The organism is Mesoterricola sediminis (assembly GCF_030295425.1).
GTDB lineage: Bacteria > Acidobacteriota > Holophagae > Holophagales > Holophagaceae > Mesoterricola > Mesoterricola sediminis.
This window is the reverse complement of record NZ_AP027081.1, coordinates 2,042,085-2,059,177: the sequence shown is the minus strand read 5'-3', so window position 1 is coordinate 2,059,177 and position 17,093 is coordinate 2,042,085. Positions and strand designations below refer to the sequence as shown.

Below are 17,093 nucleotides of genomic sequence, written 5' to 3'. Positions count from 1 at the left end.
GGCAGGGAGGTCAATCCTCCACTATAGCCGGGCCGGCGGGTTCGTCGGGCCTCGCGGGGTCCGGCCCTTCCGCGGGCTGCACATTCAGGGCGAAGTCGGCCACATTCACCCAGCCGGCGCGGGACACGGTGCGGAAGCGCAGGGCATACGCGCCCGGCGCCAGGGCGGGGACCCGCAGGCGCACGGCCCCCGGCGCCTCCAGGCGGCCCAGGCCCGAGGCCGCAGGCGGGGCCCCGAGGTCCCCGGCCAGGTCGAGCACCTCGAAGCGGATCAAGCACGGATCCTCGGCGTCGGGGTCTCCCGGCCGCCGGTCCGAGGTGACCCACAGATCGATGGGCAGGCCGGGCCGGACCCCGCCGGCCAGCACCCCGGCCGCCTCCGGATCCAGGGGCGCCCAGGGGCGGATCACCAGCCCCCCCTCCAGGGCCTGGAGTCGGGCGATGGCGGGCCCCGTGGCGACGAGGTGATCCCCGTCCCCCAGGCTGCACAGGGCCCGGGGCTCCGCCACGGCGGCGAAGGTCAGGTCCGGGAAGCCGCCCACCGGGAAGGGGAGACCGGGCCGGGTCCGGGTCCATTCGGGATCCCCGCAGGCCACCATCAAGGTGAAGATGGGATGCACCTCCACGGGCGCCCCGAGGTTCAGGAAGGGCACGACCGGCACTTCGATGTCCACCCGGTAGACCACCCGGTTCACCGGATCCGTCACCAGGAGGCCGCCCGGCACGGGGACCACCGCCCAGGGATCGGCCAAGCGCGCCTCGGTGCCCTGGTCGCACCAATGGGTGGCGTCGCCGGGCTGGCCCAGGACGGTGCGGACCTGCCCCGAGGGTTCCACCAGGCGCAGGGTGGACCCATCGGCCACGATCAGGCGATCGCCCCAGGCTGCGAGGCCTTTGAGGTCCGTGAAGGTCGCCTCGGCGGCGGCCCCGTCCTGGTGACCCCGGACCCCCGTTCCCGCCAGCGTGCTCACCCGGCCCGCCGGATCGATGCGCCGGATCCGGTGATTGCCCGCGTCCGCCACGAAGACGGTGCCGTCCGGCAGGGCCACGAGGCCCCGGGGGGTGTCGAACCGGGCCTCCGCCAGCTCCCCGTCGGCGAAGCCCCGGTCGCCGCCGGCGAGGGTCGCCATCCGGCCCTCCGCGTCCACGAGTCGCAGGGCGTGGTTGCCCGTGTCCGCCACCAGGATCCCCGGGCGGCCCAGGCGCGTGTCCTCGGCGGCGGCCCAGGACGCGGGCCGGTGAACGAGGAAGGTGGGTGCGTTCAGGCGGGCCGTGCCCCCCTGGCCATCCACCCGGCCCGGCTCCCCCGGCGCGCCCAGGAGGGTGGTGACCGCCCCCGCGGCGTCCACCCGACGGATCACATGGGCGGCGGCATCGGCCACGAGGACGATGCGCTGGCCCTCCTGGTGGAAGGCCACCATGCCCGCCGGCTGCTGGAAGCGGGCGAGGGCCCCCTGCCCGTCCACGCTGCCGGCCTCGTCGTCGGAACCCAGCCAGGGCAGGAGCCCCCGCACCCGGAGGCGCTGGTGCTGCACCACCCGGCTCCAGCCCTCGCGGGCGTCCCCCTTCAGGACCTCCACCCAGGCTTCGCCCTCGGCCGCGGTGAACGCATGCGCCCCCAGGGCCGACGGGCTTCCGAGGGAGGCCGCCGGATCCCAGTCGCCGGCGTCCTGGCGGGTCCAGGCGTCCCCCTCCCGGAGGGTCACGAGCACGCCGGTGGCGGTGAGGGCATCCAGGGGCAGGTCCGGATGGACGGGGACCCCGTAGCCCACGAGGATCTCCGGGGCCTCGTCCTCGCGCAGGGTCACCACGGGCGCGTCCAGGTACGGCCGCCCCGTCTCCTGGTCCAGGAAGGGGCGCCCCTTCAGCTCCCAGGTATCACCGAGCAGACCTACGGCCTTGGTCAGCGCCAGGACGGTCTCCCAGTCGCCGATGCCGGCGGCCTGGATCCGGGCCTCCAGGTCCGCCGCCTCCCCGGGCGAGAGGCGCCGGGAGGGCGACGGGGCCAGGGGCTCCTCCGCCTTGCGCTTGCGGCTGGGCCGGGAAACGGCCAGGGGAAGGGTCCCTGCCGGATGGACCCGCACGGTGACCTCGGCCTGGGCCCGGGGGTCGGCCACGCTCGTGGCGCGGATGACGAACCGCTCCACCCCGGTCACCTGGGGCGGGGCCCCGAAGCGCCCCTCCGCGCTGAGGCGGGCCTCCCGGTCCACCACGCGCCAGGTCACCCGCGGATCCGCGCTCCCCGCCACGTGGGCCAGGAGCTGGAGCGTGGCCCCGGCCTCCACGTCGAAGGTGGGCGCCCCGATGGAAACGGTGATGCCCGCGTGGGCGGGCAGGACGGTGAGCACGGCCAGGGCGGGCCGCGCGAAGCGGAGCATGGGGAAAGTCAACGTGGCATCCTTCGGGAAAGGGCGGCCGGCCGCGTTGGCGCCGCCGCCCTTCAGTGCTTCCGGACGAGCGTTGGGTTCCCCGGGGTCAGGCCCCGCCCTTCTTCAGGACCACCGTGAACGTGGAGCCCCGGTCCGGTTCGCTCTCCACGCGCACCCGCCCCCCGTAGAGGGCCGCGAGGCGCTTGAGGATGGACAGCCCGAGGCCCGATCCCAGGATGTTGCGGGTCTTCTCGTTCTTGATGCGGCTGAACTCCCCGAAGAGCCGGGCCTGGTCCTCCTGCGAGATGCCGATGCCCGTGTCGTGGACGCGCACGGCCACCTCGGCCTCGCCGTCCTCCACCTCCACCGTCACCGAGCCCCCTTCGCGGTTGTATTTCACGGCGTTGGACACCAGGTTGTTGAACATCATCTCCAGTTCGCCGGGGTCCGCCTGCAGGAGCACCGGGCCCGGCGGCACGAACAGGAGGGTCACGCCCTTCTCGGCGGCCAGGGTCTGGTGCGTCTCCAGGCTCTGGAGGGCCGAGGCGCAGAGGTCCACCTCGGCCAGCTCCCGCTGCTTCTGGCCCGATTCCAGGCGGGTGAGGTCCAGGAGGTCGAGGATGAGCTTGCGCATGCCCTCCAGGCGGACGATTGACCGATCCGCGAGGTGATCGTAGGCGGCCAGGTCCTCCCCCGCGGCGTGGTCCCGCAGGATGCGCAGGTTCCCCTCCACCGCGGCCAGGGGACTCTTCAGCTCGTGGGCCAGGACCCGCAGGAACTCGAAGCGGATCTGCCGGCGTTCGCCAGCCAGCTTCCGGGCCTGGGCCTGGATCATGAAATGCTTGGCCGTCTTGTGGATGGCCGCCTTCACCTCGATGGGGGTGAAGGGCTTGGCCAGGAAGTCGAAGGCCCCGATCTTCGTGGCCTGGACCGCCGTCTCGAGGCTGGCGTAGGCGGTGATCATGACGATCAGCGCCTCGCACTTGCGGTCCGCCAGGGTCTGGAGCACGTCGAGGCCGGAGATCCCGGGCAGCTTGTAGTCCAGCAGGATGATCTGGGGCGGATCGGCCGCGGCCAGGTCCAGGGCGGCCTCCCCGCTCTCGGCCAGGGAGATGCGGAAGTCCACCTCCGCCTCGATGTCCTCGAAGGACGTGGTGTAGCTCCGCAGGGCCCGCTCGATGGAGGTCCGCATCCCCAGCTCGTCGTCCACCACCAGCAGGTGCAGGGTCTCTCTCATGTCACACTCCCGCCCGCTGGGCCATGCGGGGCAGCTTCACGGTGAACGTCGTCCCCCGCGGGCCCGCCATGGGATCCGTGTTGGAATCGACGCTGATGTCGCCCCGGTGGAGCTTCACGATGCCGTAGACGACCGGCAGGCCCAGCCCGGTGCCCTTGCCCATGGGCTTGGTGGTGAAGAAGGGCTCGAACATCTTGTTCTGGTTCTCGCGGGGGATCCCGGTGCCGTTGTCCTTCACCTCGATGACCAGCCACTGGGCGTCGGCCCGGGTCCGGATCTGGAGGCGCCCCCCGTTGGGCATGGCGTCGAAGGCGTTGCCGACCAGGTTCACGAACACCTGGATGAGCTGGTCCCGGTCCAGCTCCGCCATGGGACTGCCGGACGCGTGGGAGACCTCCACCGTGACCCCCGGCGGCACGGGCAGGTTCGCCAGGGAGGCCTGCACCACCTCCCGGATGTCGGTGAGGTTGTGGGCCACCTTGTTCTGCCGGGCGAAGTCCAGGAGGCCCGCCACGATGCGTTTGCAGCGGTCGGCCTGGTCCGCGATCATCTGCAGGTCGGAGCGGAGGGGCGATCCCGACGCGCACTCGTCCAGGAGCAGGTGGGTGTACATCAGCACCACCCCGAGGGGGTTGTTGATCTCGTGCGCCACGCCCGCGGCCAGCTGGCCCATGGAGGCCAGCCGCTCGGAGTGCATCAGGGTCTCCTGGGCCGAGGCGAGCTTCTCGTTGGCCTGGCTGAGCTTGCGGATCGTGTTCAGGTTGTCGTCGATGACGAACGGCAGGCACATCTCCGGTTCGGCGAAGCCCTTGCCGATGGCCAGGGCGTGCTCCCGGCAGGTGCGGTAGCCGCAGGCGCCGCAGTTCAGCTCATGGGCCTCGGAGTACTTGCCCATGCGCTGCATGATCTCGTGGAGTTCGGGGGGCTCCAGCTCCTCCAGCCGCTGGTCGTTGGCGGAGTAGGTCCGGGTCAGGTCCAGGTTCTGGAAGCGGTCCACCTCCCGCTGCCAGGCCTCCAGGTCCAGGGTCGAGGCCCGGAACCGGCTGTACGAGCTCACCCGGCCCCGCCGCTTGAAGAGCGTCTCCTGGGTGGACAGCCCCGGACCCGCGATGCACCCGCTGCAGCTGAGGAGCTCCACCAGCCGCGCGTCCAGGGTCCCCGCGCCGAACTCCTCCAGGACCGCCGTGAAGCCCTCGATCCCGTCCGTGGCCACCACGTCGTTGGCGGCCAGGTCCTCGGAGATGGACGCGGCCTGCAGGAAGCCCCGGGTGAGGGGGAAGAGGCTCCCCAGGTTGGGGTGGGGCGGATCGAAGTCGGTGGGCTGGCAGCGCTCGGGCTTGACGTCGTGGCGCAGGAACAGGTGGCGCAGCTCGCGGAAGGTGATGGCCACGTCCGGCCCCAGCGCGGCGTCGGGGTCGGCGGCCTCGGCCTTCTTGGCCACGCAGGGCCCGATGAAGACCACCTTGATGCCGGGGTGGAGCGTCCGGAGCACGCGGCTCATGGCCACCATGGGACTGACGATGGGCGAGAGCCCCGGGATGAGCTCGGGATGGTAGCGCTCCACGAAGCCCACGATGGCCGGGCACGTGGTGGCGATGTACTGCTTCATGGGGTTGAGGATCATCTGCTGGCGGTACCGCTCCGCCACCAGGTCCGCCCCGAAGGCCACCTCCGTCACCAGGTCGAAGCCCAGCTTCCGGCACATGCCCACCAGGACCCGGAAGTCCATCTCGGCCTGGAATTCCACCGGGAAGCTGGGGGCCAGCATGGCCGCGACGCGCTGCCTGCCGTCCAGCAGGTCCTCCACCTCGTGGACGGTGGAGACGATGCGCTTGGCCTTCTGGGTGCAGACCCGGATGCAGTTGCCGCACCCGATGCAGCGCTCCGGCACCACCTCCGCCTGGCTCTTGGTGATGCGGATGGCCTTGGCCGGGCAGGTCCGGACGCAGGTGTAGCAGATGCGGCAGCGGTTCTTGACGGTGCGGACGAAACCCCGGACCGGGCCGGGGGTGTCCCCGTTCCCGTTCAGGGTCTCGTCCATGTCCGTCATGCCCAGGTTCCTCCCGGGTCCTTCACTGTCCAGTGTGGGGTGTCGACCTGCATCGTATCAGTGCCGGGCCACGGCGGGGGCGATTCCGAGAAGCCGGCGGGACTCGTTCCGCAACTGCTCGGGTCGCACGGGTTTGTCCATCACCACATCGGCCTTGACCCAGCTGGCGGCCTCGTCCGACTGGGGCTGGAAGTCCAGGCCCGTCGCCGCCTTGACGGCGGTGAGGAGGATCACCGGGGTGCCCGGGTAGAGGCGCTTGACGTGGTGGCAGAGGACGAAGCCGCTGTCCATGTTCTCCATCATCAGGTCCAGGATGGCCAGGTCGGGGATGGTGGTCAGCAGGGCCTCCTCCCCCTCCTTCTGGCCCTGGGCCCGGACGACCCGGTGCCCCTCGGCCTCCATGACGAGGGCCACCTGCTCGAGCAGGTCGATGTCGTCGTCGACGACGAGGATGTTCTTCTTCTCGTTCATGATCGCTCCTACCTCATCACGTCGCGCTTCTGGTACCGGGTGTGCAGCAGCTCGTGGCTCAGGGGGCCCAGGGGCTCGCCCAGGAACTCCTGGTAGAGGCGCTGGACCTGGCTGTTCTTGTGGCTGACCCTCAGGGTATCCTCCCGGTCGATCTGGTAGAGGGCGGCCATGCGGGCCTTCACGGCCTCCGGATCGGCGCCGATGGGCTGGCCGCCGCCGTTGATGCAGCCGCCGGGGCAGGTCATGACCTCCACGAACTGGAGGTCCTTGCGGCCGGCCTTGATCTCCTCCATGAGCTTGCGGGCCTGGCCGAGGCTGGAGACCACGGCGGCGCCCAGCTCGACGCCGTCCGCCTTGACCCGGAGCTCCTTGGAGCCCTTCATGCCCCGCAGGTCCTGGATCCGGTAGTCCTTCATCTCGTCCCCGGTGAGGAGGAAGTAGGCGCTCCGGATGGCCGCCTCCATGACGCCGCCCGACGCCCCGAAGAGCTTCCCGGCGCTGGAGCGCTCCCCGAAGGGGGAGTCGGCGCCCTCGGGATCGAGGGTCCCGGGGTCGATGCCCTTGATGCGGAGCAGGTCGGCCAGCTCGCGGGTGGTGAGCACGTAGTCCACGTCGGGCACGTAGTCGCGCCCCATCTCGGGCCGGCTGCACTCGAACTTCTTGGCCGTGCAGGGCATGATCGAGACGCTGACGATGTCCTTGGGGTCCAGGTTCTCCCGCTTCGCCCAGAAGGACTTGATGACCGCGCCCATCATCTGCTGGGGGCTCTTGCAGGTGGACAGGTTGGGCAGCAGCTCGGGGTAGAACTGCTCCATGAACTTGATCCAGCCCGGGCTGCAGCTGGTGAACATGGGCAGGGGCCCGCCCTCCTTCACCCGCTTCAGGAGCTCGCTGCCCTCCTCCATGATGGTGAGGTCGGCGGTGAAGCTGGTGTCGAAGACCCGGTCGAACCCGATCCGGCGCAGGGCGGCCACCATCTGGCCGTCGATGTCCGTGCCGGGCCGGATGCCGAACTCCTCGGCGATGGAGACCGACACGGCCGGGGCGTGCTGGACGACCACGGTCTTCCCGGGGTCGGCCAGGAGCCGGAGCACCTCGTCCACGTAGCTCCGCTCCGTGAGGGCGGCGGTGGGGCAGACCAGGATGCACTGGCCGCAATTGATGCAGGCGCTGACGTTCATCCCCTCGTCGAAGGCGGTGCCGACGAAGGCGCGGCTGCCGCGGTTGACGAAATCGATGGCGCTGACGCCCTGGATCTCCTCGCAGGTCCGGACGCACTTGCCGCAGAGGATGCACTTCTCCGGATCCCGGATGATGGACGGGCTGGAGATGTCCTTCTCCTTCCGCTTGCGCGCGCCGCGGAAGACCCGCTGGCGCACGCCGTTCTCGCGGGCGAGGCTCGCGAGGTCGCACTTGCCGTTGCGGGCGCAGTAGAGGCAGTCGTCGGGGTGGTTGGCCAGCAGGAGTTCCACGATGGCCTTCCGGGTCCGGAGGACCGCGGGGGTGGAGGTGCGGATCTTCATGCCGTCCGCGGCGGGATAGGAGCAGGCCGGCGTGAGCCCCGGCATGCCCTCCACCTCCACCACGCACATGCGGCAGGTGCCCGAGGGCAGGAGACCCTCCATGTGGCAGAGGGTGGGGACGTGGATCCCCCCGCGCTTGAGGGCCTGGAGGATCGTATCCCCCTTCTTCGCTTCCAGGTTCTGGCCGTTCGCTTCAAGGGTGAGCATCTCGGACCTCTTCTAGACGGGCTGGGTGAATTCGACGTCGCAGCGCAGGCATCGCCGCGCCTCGCAGAGGGCGTGCTCCTCGGAGAGGCACAGGTCCACCTCCCGGAAGTTCTTCCTCCGCATCTCGAGCGGCAGGTGGGGCGGCACGGCCCGGGCCGGGCCCTCCCCCTCCTCCTCCTCGCCCGCGAAGGGCGGGATGTAGACGGTGGGCAGGGCCACCCCGCCCAGCACCTTGAGCTGGCGCCCGGTCAGCTGGCGGTCGATCATGACGGCGGCGTTCTTGCCGGCGGCCACCGCCTCGATGACGGTGCTCGGCCCGGTGACCACGTCGCCCCCGGCGTAGACCCGCTTCTGGCTGGTGAGGCCCGATTCGGGGTTGGTGACGACCCCGCCCCAGCTCTTGAGGCGGAACCCGTCCAGGCACGCCGTCTCCGGCTCCTCCGAAATGGCCACGACGAGGGTGTCCAGCTCCGCGGTGAACTCGCTGCCGGGAATCGGCACGGGGCGGGCGCGCCCGCTCTCGTCCCGGTCGCCCAGCTCGTTGCGCTGGAAGACGATGCCCCGCAGGCGCCCGCCGGCGGAGACCACCTGGAGGGGCGCCACCAGGGTCTCGACGCGGATGCCCTCGTCCAGGGCGGCCTCGATCTCCTCCTGGTAGGCCGGCATCTCGTTGCGGGTGCGGCGGTAGAAGATCGTCACCTCCTCGACGCCCTCCTGGCGGAGCGCGACCCGGGCGGCGTCCAGGGCGCTGTTGCCGCCGCCGATCACCCCCACCCGGCCCCTGCCGAGGGCCCTGCCGTGCAGGTTCCAGGCCTTGAGGAACGCGATGCCGGGGACGATCCCCTCCACCTCGTCGCCGGGAAGGCCCAGGCGCTTGCTCTGGTGGGAGCCCAGGGCCAGGTACACGGCCTGGTAGCCCTCCTCCTTGAGGCTCTGGATGGTGAAGTCGCGGCCCAGGGCCTTGCCGAACTCCATCCGCACGTTCTCGTTGATGAGGCTGTCGATCTCCCGCTCCAGCACCTCCCGGGGGAGCCGGTAGGCCGGGATCCCGGCCACCAGCATGCCGCCCGCCTTGTGCTCCCGCTCGAACACGGTGACCGGGTAGCCCTTCATGCCCAGGGCATGGGCCGCCGTGAGGCCGGCGGGGCCCGCGCCGACGACCGCCACCCGCGGGGCGCCGGGGCGCTGGGGCCGGGCGCCGCCCTTGAAGGTGGCCGGGTCCACCCGGTCCACCACGAAGCGCTTCAGGTGGCGGATGGCGATGGGATCGCCGCCCGTGGTGCCGCAGCGGCAGCTGGACTCGCAGGGATGGTTGCAGACCCGGGCGCACACCGACGGGAAGGGGTTGGCCGCGCGGATCGCCCCGTAGGCGTCCTCGTACTCGCCCAGGGCCACGTGGGCCACGTACTTCCAGACCTCGGTCCCGACAGGGCAGCCCGACTGGCAGGGCGCGCCCACCAGCTCGCGGCAGGCCCCCGCGGGGCAGCGCCGCTCGTAGATGTGGGCCTCGTACTCCTCCCGGAACCATTTGAGGGTGCTGAGCACCGGATTGGGAGCCGTCTGGCCGAGGCCGCAGAGGCTCGAGGTCCGGATGGCCTCCCCCAGTTCCTTGAGGACCATCACGCCCCGCACGCGCAGGAGGGCGTCGAGCCCTTCCTCGCTGCGCCGGTTCTGGGTGATGGCCTTGAGGATGTCCAGCATCTGCTTCGTGCCTTCCCGGCAGGGGATGCACTTGCCGCAGCTCTCGGACTGGATGAACTCCATGAAGAACTTGGCCAGGTCGACCATGCACGTGTTCTCGTCCATGACCACGAGGCCGCCGGAGCCCATGATGGCCCCGAAGGATTTCAGGGCCTCGTAGTCGCAGGGCAGGTCCAGGTGCGGCTCGGGGATGCAGCCCCCGGAAGGCCCGCCGATCTGCACGGCCTTGCACTTCTTGCCGTTGGGGATGCCGCCGCCCACCGCGAAGACCACGTCCCGGATGGCGGTGCCCATGGGCACCTCCACCAGGCCCGTGCGGCGCACCATGCCCGAGAGGGCGAAAACCTTGGTGCCCTTGCTGCCCTCGGTGCCCGTGGCCGCGAACCCGGCGCCGCCCAGCTGCATGACGGTGGGGATGTTGGCGAACGTCTCCACGTTGTTGATCACCGTCGGTTTCCCGAAGAGCCCGGACTGGATCGGGTACGGCGGCCGGGGCCGCGGCATGCCCCGCCGGCCCTCGATGGAGTGCATGAGGGCGGTCTCCTCGCCGCACACGAAGGCCCCGGCGCCCATCTTGAGGACGATGTCGAGGCTGAAGCCGCTGCCGAGGATGTTCTCGCCCAGGAGGCCGTACGCCCGGGCCTGGGCCATGGCCAGCTTCAGGTTGCGGATGGCCAGGGGGTACTCGGCCCGGATGTAGATGTAGGCCTTGGAGGCGCCGATGGCGTAGCAGCCCGTGATCATGCCCTCCAGGAGCCGGTGGGGATCGCTCTCGCAGACCGCCCGGTCCATGAACGCGCCGGGGTCGCCCTCGTCCGCGTTGCAGATCATGTACTTCTGGTCGCTCTGGGCGTCCAGGGCCATCTTCCACTTGCGCCCGGTGGGGAACCCGCCCCCGCCCCGGCCGCGCAGGCCCGAGGCCAGCACCTCGTCCACCACCTCCTGGCGGGTCCGGCCCGTGAGGGTGGCGTGGAGGGCGTCGTAGCCGCCCCGGGCGATGTACTCGTCGATGGAGGTGAAGTCGATCAGCCCCGAGTTCGCCAGGACCCAGCGCTTCTGCCGCGCCAGGAAGGGGTGCTCGGCCATGGGCCGGACCCCCGGCCACGCTTCCTGCCCCTCGGCCGGGAACTGGCCCAGGGCCCGCTCCACGTCGGGCCGGCCCTGGAACACCCCCTCCAGGACTTCGTCGACCCGGTCGGCGGTGACCGCGGCGAAGGAGATGCGGGCCCGGCCCGGCAGCTGCACGTCGACCATGGGCTCCTCGGAGCAGAGGCCGATGCAGCCGACCTCCCGGATCTCCGCGTCGCGGCCCGTCGCCTCGCACCAGGCCTTCACCTGGGCGAGGGTCTTGTCCGCGCCGGCGCCGAGGCCGCAGGTGCCGGCCCCCACGAAGATCACGGGGCGCTCGACCCGCTCCCGGCGGAGGGCGGCGAGAAGCCCGTCCAGGGCCTCGCCTTCCAGGCCCCGGAAGGGACCGTCCTGGAGGGCCCCCAGGAGGGCGGAACCCGGCCGCGGGGCCGGTGACCAGCAGGCGTGGGAGGTCGGGCTAGACATGGCTGAGCTCCTGTTCCCGGCAGGCGTCGAGGATACGCTGCAGCTTCAGGGGAGTGGCCTTGGCGTGGAACTGGCCGTTGATGTTGACCACGGGGGCGAGGCCGCAGGCCCCCATGCAGGCGACCACCTCCAGGCTGAACTGCCCGTCGCGGGTGGTCTGGCCCGGCTCGATGCGCAGGGTCCGGGTCACCTGGTCCAGGACCCGCTTGCTGCCCTTCACGTGGCAGGCCGTGCCCCGGCAGACCATGACGTGGTGGACGCCCTTGGGCTGGAACCGGAACATGTTGTAGAAGGTGGCCACCCCGAAGATCTTGCTGGCCGGGAGATGGAGGGCCTCGCCCACCCGGGTGATGGCCTCCCGGGAAAGGTAGCCCTCGGCTTCCTGGATCTCCTGGAGGATCGGGATGAGGTGGTCCCGCCCTGCGGCGGGATGTCCCTCGAGGATGGATTCAACGCGCGTCATGTCGGCCATTCCGGCGCTCCTTGGCTGGGTGGGTGGTGAAGTAGGCGAGCTTCTCCAGGTAGGTGGTGATCACGAGCTCCTCCAGGGCGACCTGCACCGGGAGGCGCAGGGCCACGGGGGCGAAATTGAGGACGCCGCGGATCCCGGCGTGGACCAGGGCGTCCGCCGCGGGCTGGGCCGCCGCCGCGGGCACGCAGAGGATGGCCAGGGTGATGCCCTCCGCGGCGACGACCTTCTCCAGGTCGGCCATGGCGTGGCACTTCACGCCCGAGAACACGCGGTTCACCTTGGCGGGGTCCACGTCGAAGGCCGCCCGGATGGCCAGGGTGGTCCGGCGGGCCTCCAGGAAGGCGATGAGGGCGCGGCCCAGGTCCCCCGCCCCCACCACCGCGACCCCGTGGGCCCGGTCCAGGGCGAGGGCGTCGTCCAGCCTGGCCTTGAGGGCCTCGATCTCGTAGCCGTGCTGGGGGACCCCCCGCGTGCCCACGGCCATGAGGTCGCGCCGGACCTGGGAGTCCGCCAGGCGCATCGCCGCGGCGATCTCGTAGGAGAAGAGGTGGGTGCGCCCCTCCGGCACCTGCTCCGTGAGGAGGGTGCGATAGCGGGCGAGGCGGCCGATGACCTTATCCGAAATGGGCTTCATGGTCAGTCCGTGAAATTTTGAACAGCGTTACATTTTGTTACGACTATTTTACGCCCCGGGGTTTCGGAGCCCTTTTTCTTTTGGGTGACGGGGATCACAATAGACGACCTAAAGGTCATTAAATTTGTCACCGATGGGTTGACGCCCCCCGCCGCCGCCCTGAACCTGGAGGGGTCGGGCCGCGGGATCCGTTCCGCGGCCGGTCGTTACCCCCACCCCCCCCGACCGCGAGGCACACCCCGAGCGGAAGGCCGAATGGGTTTCCCATCCGCCCTCCCATGCCGCCGGCCGGGCCCATCGAAAGGGCCGCCCCATGGAACGCAAGCGACTCGGCGTGGTGGGCATCGTGGTCGAGGACCTGGAGGCGGCCCCGGCCGTCAACGCCGTCCTCCACGAGGCCGCGGCCGTGATCGTCGGGCGCATGGGCCTTCCCTACCGGGAGCGGGGCGTCTCCGTGGTGTCGCTCATCGTGGACGGCACCTCCGACGAGCTGAGCGCCCTCACCGGCCGCCTGGGGCGGATCGCGGGGATCTCGGTGAAATCCGCCCTGACGAAGGAGCTGCCATGACCGCCTACGACCCCTCATCCATGGACCCCGCGATCTTCATCCACGACGGAGAGATCCTGGAGACGCTGGAGGCGGCCCGGACCGCGGCCCAGGACCCCGCCCGGGTGCGGGCGATCCTGGACAAGGCGGCCGGCTTCGGGGGGCTCACCCACCGCGAGGCCGCCGTGCTCCTGGACGTCCAGGACCCGCAGGTGCTGGAGGAGGTCTTCAGGCTGGCCCGCCACGTCAAGGAGCACATCTACGGCCGGCGGATCGTCATGTTCGCCCCCCTCTACCTCTCCGACTTCTGCGTCAACCAGTGCTCGTACTGCGGCTACAACCACGGCAATCCCATGCCCCGCCGGCGCCTGGACCAGGCGGAGCTGGCCGAGGAGGTCCGCGTCCTCGAAGGCCTCGGCCACAAGCGCCTGGCCCTGGAGGTCGGCGAGGATCCCGTCAACTGCCCCCTCGACTACGTCCTGGAGTGCATCTCCACCATCTATTCCCTCAAGTTCGACAACGGCGCCATCCGCCGCGTGAACGTGAACGTGGCCGCCACCACGGAGGAGGACTACCGGCGCCTGAAGGACGCGGGCATCGGCACCTACATCCTCTTCCAGGAGACCTACCACAAGCCCACGTACCAGACCGTCCACCGGGGCGGGCCCAAGCGCAACTACGAATGGCACACCACGGCCCACGACCGCGCCATGAAGGCCGGCATCGACGACGTCGGTCTGGGCGTGCTCTACGGCCTCTACGACTGGCGCTACGACACCGTCGCCATGCTCATGCACGGGGAGCACCTGGAAGCGGCCCTGGGCGTGGGCCCCCACACCCTGTCCGTGCCCCGCATCCGCAGCGCCAGCGGCGTCACCGCCAGCCAGTTCCCGCACCTGGTCGGGGACGACGACTTCAAGAAGGTGGTCGCCGTGCTCCGCCTCGCCGTGCCCTACACCGGCATGATCCTCTCCACCCGCGAGCCCATGGGCTACCGCGAGGAGGTCATCGCCCTGGGCATCTCCCAGGTCAGCGCCGGCTCCTGCACCGGCGTGGGCGGCTACGCCCAGACCCACAAGCTGGGCGAGCCCGAGCCCGTGCCCCAGTTCGAGCCCGCCGACCACCGCAGCCCCACCGAGGTCCTCAAGGACCTGCTGCGGGACGGCTACATCCCCAGCTACTGCACCGCCTGCTACCGGGAAGGCCGCACCGGCGACCGGTTCATGAAGCTCGCCAAGAGCGGCCAGATCGCCAACGTCTGCCAGCCCAACGCCCTCCTCACCCTCATGGAGTACATCGAGGACTACGGCGACACCGAGCTGCGCGGCCTGGGCGAGGCCATCATCGCCAAGGAGCTGGCCACCATCCCCAACCCCAAGGCGCGCACCGCCGCCGAAGCCTACCTGGAGCGCATCCGCGCCGGCGAGCGCGACCTCCGTTTCTAGGGCCGTTGGATCGAATCACCTGAACGATCGGGTCCCGATCCTTCGTGCTGGCGAGGGTGAGTAAAAAACCCGTACGCCGAGTTCGCCGAGACGCCGCGTCACGCTGAGCCAGCTTCGCGGTTCAGCACGCCGACCCATGCCACCCAGGCCTTGGCCCTCAATCGCCTCCTGACCCAGCTGGGCTCGTGTCGGTAGATCGAATCACGGGAACCGCCTTGTTCCGATCCTTCGTGCTGGCGAGGGTGAGTAAAAAACCCGTACGCCGAGTGCGCCGAGACGCCGGGTTACGCTGAGCCAGCTTCGCGATCCACCGCGCCGACCCATACCACCCAGGCCCTGGCCCGCTGGCGCGGGCCGCGATGCTGCGCATCGCCCGGCTGGGGGCTCCGGGCCTTCCGCATGCATGCCTGTGGGTGCCCTGCGCCCCCAGCCTTGGACGGGCCTGGGTCGGAGGTTCGGCCCACCTTCGACCAGCTCCAGGTGGGTTACAACCCCGTCCGACGGTACCGGTTCCTGGAGGCCGGATGCCAGGGTATCGACCAGGCTGCTCCGGGCCGGGGGCGAAAGGCCACCCGCACGGCGGAGCGCAAGGCCGAGATCGTGCGGATGACCACCATGGCCAAGGCCTCGGGGCTGAGCCCAGGCCCGTCCAAGGCTGGGGGCGCAGGGCACCCACAGGCGTGCATGCGGAAGGCCCGGAGCCCCCAGCCGGGCGATGCGCAGCATCGCGGCCCGCGCCAGCGGGCCAGGGCCTGGTCGGCGCGGTGGATCGCGAAGCTGGCTCAGCGTGACTCGGCTTCTCGGCGCACTCAGCGTACGGGATTTTTACTCACCCTTGCCAGCACGAAGGATCGGAACTAGGCTGTGTTCGGAATCTATAGATTAGATAAATAGTTAACTTGTACTCATACGTAAAGGCTCGTACACCACGAATTTTCCTGGGGTAACGATGCCGAGAAGTTTCCTGACCGATGCCATGTGGGCAAAGCTTGAACCGCTCATTCCGCCAGAGCGTGGAGGGATGGGGCGATCCCGTCACCCCAACCGTCCCATGGTGGAGGCGATCCTGTGGAGGCACAGGACTGGGGCGCCGTGGAGGGACCTGCCGGAGGAATTTGGACCTTGGACAAGCGTGTACACGCGATTTGAGGCCTGGACCAAGCGCGGCGTGTGGCAAAGGATCCTGGAGTTCCTGCGCAAGGAAGCCGACCTGGAGTGGGTCATGCTGGATGGCACCATCATTCGCGCTCATCAACATTCAGCAGGCAAAAGGGGGGGGGCTCTGGAACCAGGCGCTCGGACGATCTCGGGGTGGATGCTCGACCAAGATCCATTTGATCTGCGATGCCCACGGTAATCCTTTGGATTTCCTGGTCACTCCGGGGCAAGCCCATGAAAGCCGGTCTGCTGAAGGATTGCTGTGCGGTTGGCAGGCAGAGTACGTGTTCGGAGATCGGGCCTACGATGGGAACCCGGTAAGGAAGGCGATCGAGGCCATGGGTGCGACAGCCGTCATCCCACCTCATCCCCGGCGCAAGAATCCGGCGGCCTGGGACTCACACCTATACAAGGCCCGCCATGCCATCGAGCATGGGTTCGCCAAGCTCAAACAGTTCAGGGCGCTGGCCACCAGGTTCGACAAAACGGCGCGAAGTTTCTCAGCCCAGGTGGCTTTGGCCTGCATCGTGATCTGGCTGAGGCTATGAGCGGAGGGTGACAAGCGTTCCGGATCCTCATTGATCCTATGAAACGCGGAGGCGCGGAGGATCTCGCAGAGGGTCGCGGAGGAAAGCGCTCCTGGAACCTGCCCCTGGATATCGAGTGGAGGGGGCTTGTGGTTGAGCGGGCCTACCGGCTGGATTTGCTGGTAGACGACCTCGTGGTCGTGGAGGCTAAGGCGGAATGGAGGTCGGCCTGCTCCTCAATTTCCGTCAGTGGCCTTTCAAAGACGGTGGAATCAAGCGGGTGATACATACAAGGGCTTGATCCTTTCTCCGCGAGCCTCAGCGAGATCCTCCGCGCCTCCGCGTTCCAATAGGATCCTGCGAATGCGTGGCGCCATCAGGCACTGCAGCACAGACTCACTATTCCAGCTCCTCAATGCTCCGGCACGGATGGGTATTAGCCATTACTATCCTAGATTACGAACACACCCTAGGCGGTTCCGGTGATTCGATCCAGATGAAGGGCTACGATGTCCACCAGCTTCTCTTCGAAACCTGGATCGTTGCTCACCTTGAACCGCCTCTGAACCCACCCGCGTACAGGCCGATCGGATCAGCGGAAACGGTTCCGCGCATCGGATGGGGGCTCTGGGCCTCGGATCGCGGCCGCTCCGTTCGGCGGCCCGGCTTCGTTACAAAAAGAACGAAGGCGCGGCGCGCCATTCGCGCATTTTTGATCGACAGCCCCTGGAGCCGGCCCTAGACTTTGGGCGCATCCCCCCCACCCGCGTATCCACCGTTCCCGGCTTGGCCGGCAAGGGAGTGACCCATGGCGCGCATCCTCATCGTGGACGACGACCCGGATATCGTGGAGGCCGGCACCCTTTTCCTCGAGAAGGAGGGCCACACGGTCGGCGCGGCGTACAGCAGGCCGGAAGGCATGGAGGCCATGGCGACCTTCAAGCCCGATCTCTTGATCCTGGACGTGATGATGGAGCAGCCCGACGACGGCTTCCGCATGGCCCAGGACCTCCGGCGGGCGGGTCACACGCTGCCCATCCTCATGCTCACGTCGGTGGCCACGGCCTCCGGCCTGGCCTTCGGCAAGGACGACGAGATGGTCCCGGTGGACGACTTCACCGCCAAGCCCGTCGAACCGGCCGAGCTGGTCGCCAAGGTCGCGCGCCTCCTCGCCGCTCCATCCACGCCTGGTCGATAGG

The 17,093-nt window shown here is 69.6% G+C and carries 13 protein-coding genes; 5 read left to right on the top strand and 8 right to left on the bottom strand.

Features of this window, described 5'->3' with window-relative positions; translation table 11 throughout:
• Positions 1-10 precede the first annotated feature (10 nt).
• The 8 genes from R2J75_RS09120 to R2J75_RS09085 all read right to left on the bottom strand — a co-directional run bounded on the left by R2J75_RS09120 (position 11) and on the right by R2J75_RS09085 (position 12,217).
• On the bottom strand, positions 11-2,389 hold the full coding sequence (locus R2J75_RS09120) for an NHL repeat-containing protein (protein ID WP_243346646.1): 2,379 nt from the start codon (positions 2,387-2,389) through the stop codon (positions 11-13).
• 85 nt (positions 2,390-2,474) lie between these two features.
• Positions 2,475-3,605: a sensor histidine kinase gene (locus R2J75_RS09115; RefSeq protein WP_243332399.1), complete on the bottom strand. Its 1,131-nt coding sequence runs from the start codon at positions 3,603-3,605 to the stop codon at positions 2,475-2,477.
• Between the two features lies 1 nt (position 3,606).
• Entirely contained in the window at positions 3,607-5,655 is a 2,049-nt protein-coding gene (locus tag R2J75_RS09110) for a [Fe-Fe] hydrogenase large subunit C-terminal domain-containing protein (protein WP_243332397.1), read from the bottom strand.
• Between the two features lie 57 nt (positions 5,656-5,712).
• Positions 5,713-6,126, bottom strand: coding sequence for a response regulator transcription factor (locus tag R2J75_RS09105; RefSeq protein WP_243332395.1), 414 nt, complete (start codon positions 6,124-6,126; stop codon positions 5,713-5,715).
• 8 nt (positions 6,127-6,134) lie between these two features.
• Positions 6,135-7,856, bottom strand: a complete 1,722-nt coding sequence (locus R2J75_RS09100; RefSeq protein ID WP_243332393.1) for an NADH-dependent [FeFe] hydrogenase, group A6 — start codon at positions 7,854-7,856, stop codon at positions 6,135-6,137.
• A gap of 12 nt (positions 7,857-7,868) precedes the next feature.
• On the bottom strand, positions 7,869-11,111 hold the full coding sequence (locus R2J75_RS09095; RefSeq protein ID WP_316411530.1) for an NADH-ubiquinone oxidoreductase-F iron-sulfur binding region domain-containing protein: 3,243 nt from the start codon (positions 11,109-11,111) through the stop codon (positions 7,869-7,871).
• Positions 11,104-11,583 carry an NADH-quinone oxidoreductase subunit NuoE gene (gene nuoE, locus R2J75_RS09090; protein WP_316411529.1) on the bottom strand — a complete coding sequence of 160 codons (480 nt, stop codon included), beginning with the start codon at positions 11,581-11,583 and terminating at the stop codon, positions 11,104-11,106. The genes R2J75_RS09095 and nuoE overlap by 8 nt, the downstream gene beginning before the upstream one ends.
• On the bottom strand, positions 11,561-12,217 hold the full coding sequence (locus R2J75_RS09085; protein ID WP_243332387.1) for a redox-sensing transcriptional repressor Rex: 657 nt from the start codon (positions 12,215-12,217) through the stop codon (positions 11,561-11,563). Before R2J75_RS09085 ends, nuoE begins: the two co-directional genes overlap by 23 nt.
• 313 nt (positions 12,218-12,530) lie before the next feature.
• On the opposite strand from R2J75_RS09085, the gene R2J75_RS09080 reads away from it, so the two are divergent.
• From R2J75_RS09080 to R2J75_RS09060, 5 genes are all read left to right on the top strand, one after another.
• A complete protein-coding gene (locus R2J75_RS09080) occupies positions 12,531-12,785 on the top strand; it encodes a TM1266 family iron-only hydrogenase system putative regulator (protein ID WP_243332386.1) in 255 nt (84 codons plus the stop codon).
• Positions 12,782-14,209 carry a [FeFe] hydrogenase H-cluster radical SAM maturase HydG gene (hydG, locus tag R2J75_RS09075; protein WP_243332383.1) on the top strand — a complete coding sequence of 476 codons (1,428 nt, stop codon included), beginning with the start codon at positions 12,782-12,784 and terminating at the stop codon, positions 14,207-14,209. The genes R2J75_RS09080 and hydG overlap by 4 nt, the downstream gene beginning before the upstream one ends.
• Positions 14,210-15,158: 949 nt before the next feature.
• Positions 15,159-15,915, top strand: a protein-coding gene (locus R2J75_RS09070; protein WP_316411528.1) for an IS5 family transposase whose coding sequence is annotated in 2 segments (ribosomal slippage) — positions 15,159-15,478 and positions 15,477-15,915 — 759 coding nt in all. Because the reading frame shifts where the segments join, the coding sequence is not laid out codon by codon here.
• A gap of 38 nt (positions 15,916-15,953) precedes the next feature.
• Complete coding sequence (locus R2J75_RS09065; RefSeq protein WP_316410066.1) at positions 15,954-16,178, top strand: GxxExxY protein; 225 nt, start codon at positions 15,954-15,956, stop codon at positions 16,176-16,178.
• A gap of 524 nt (positions 16,179-16,702) precedes the next feature.
• Positions 16,703-17,092 carry a response regulator transcription factor gene (locus R2J75_RS09060; protein ID WP_243334185.1) on the top strand — a complete coding sequence of 130 codons (390 nt, stop codon included), beginning with the start codon at positions 16,703-16,705 and terminating at the stop codon, positions 17,090-17,092.
• Position 17,093 lies beyond the last annotated feature (1 nt).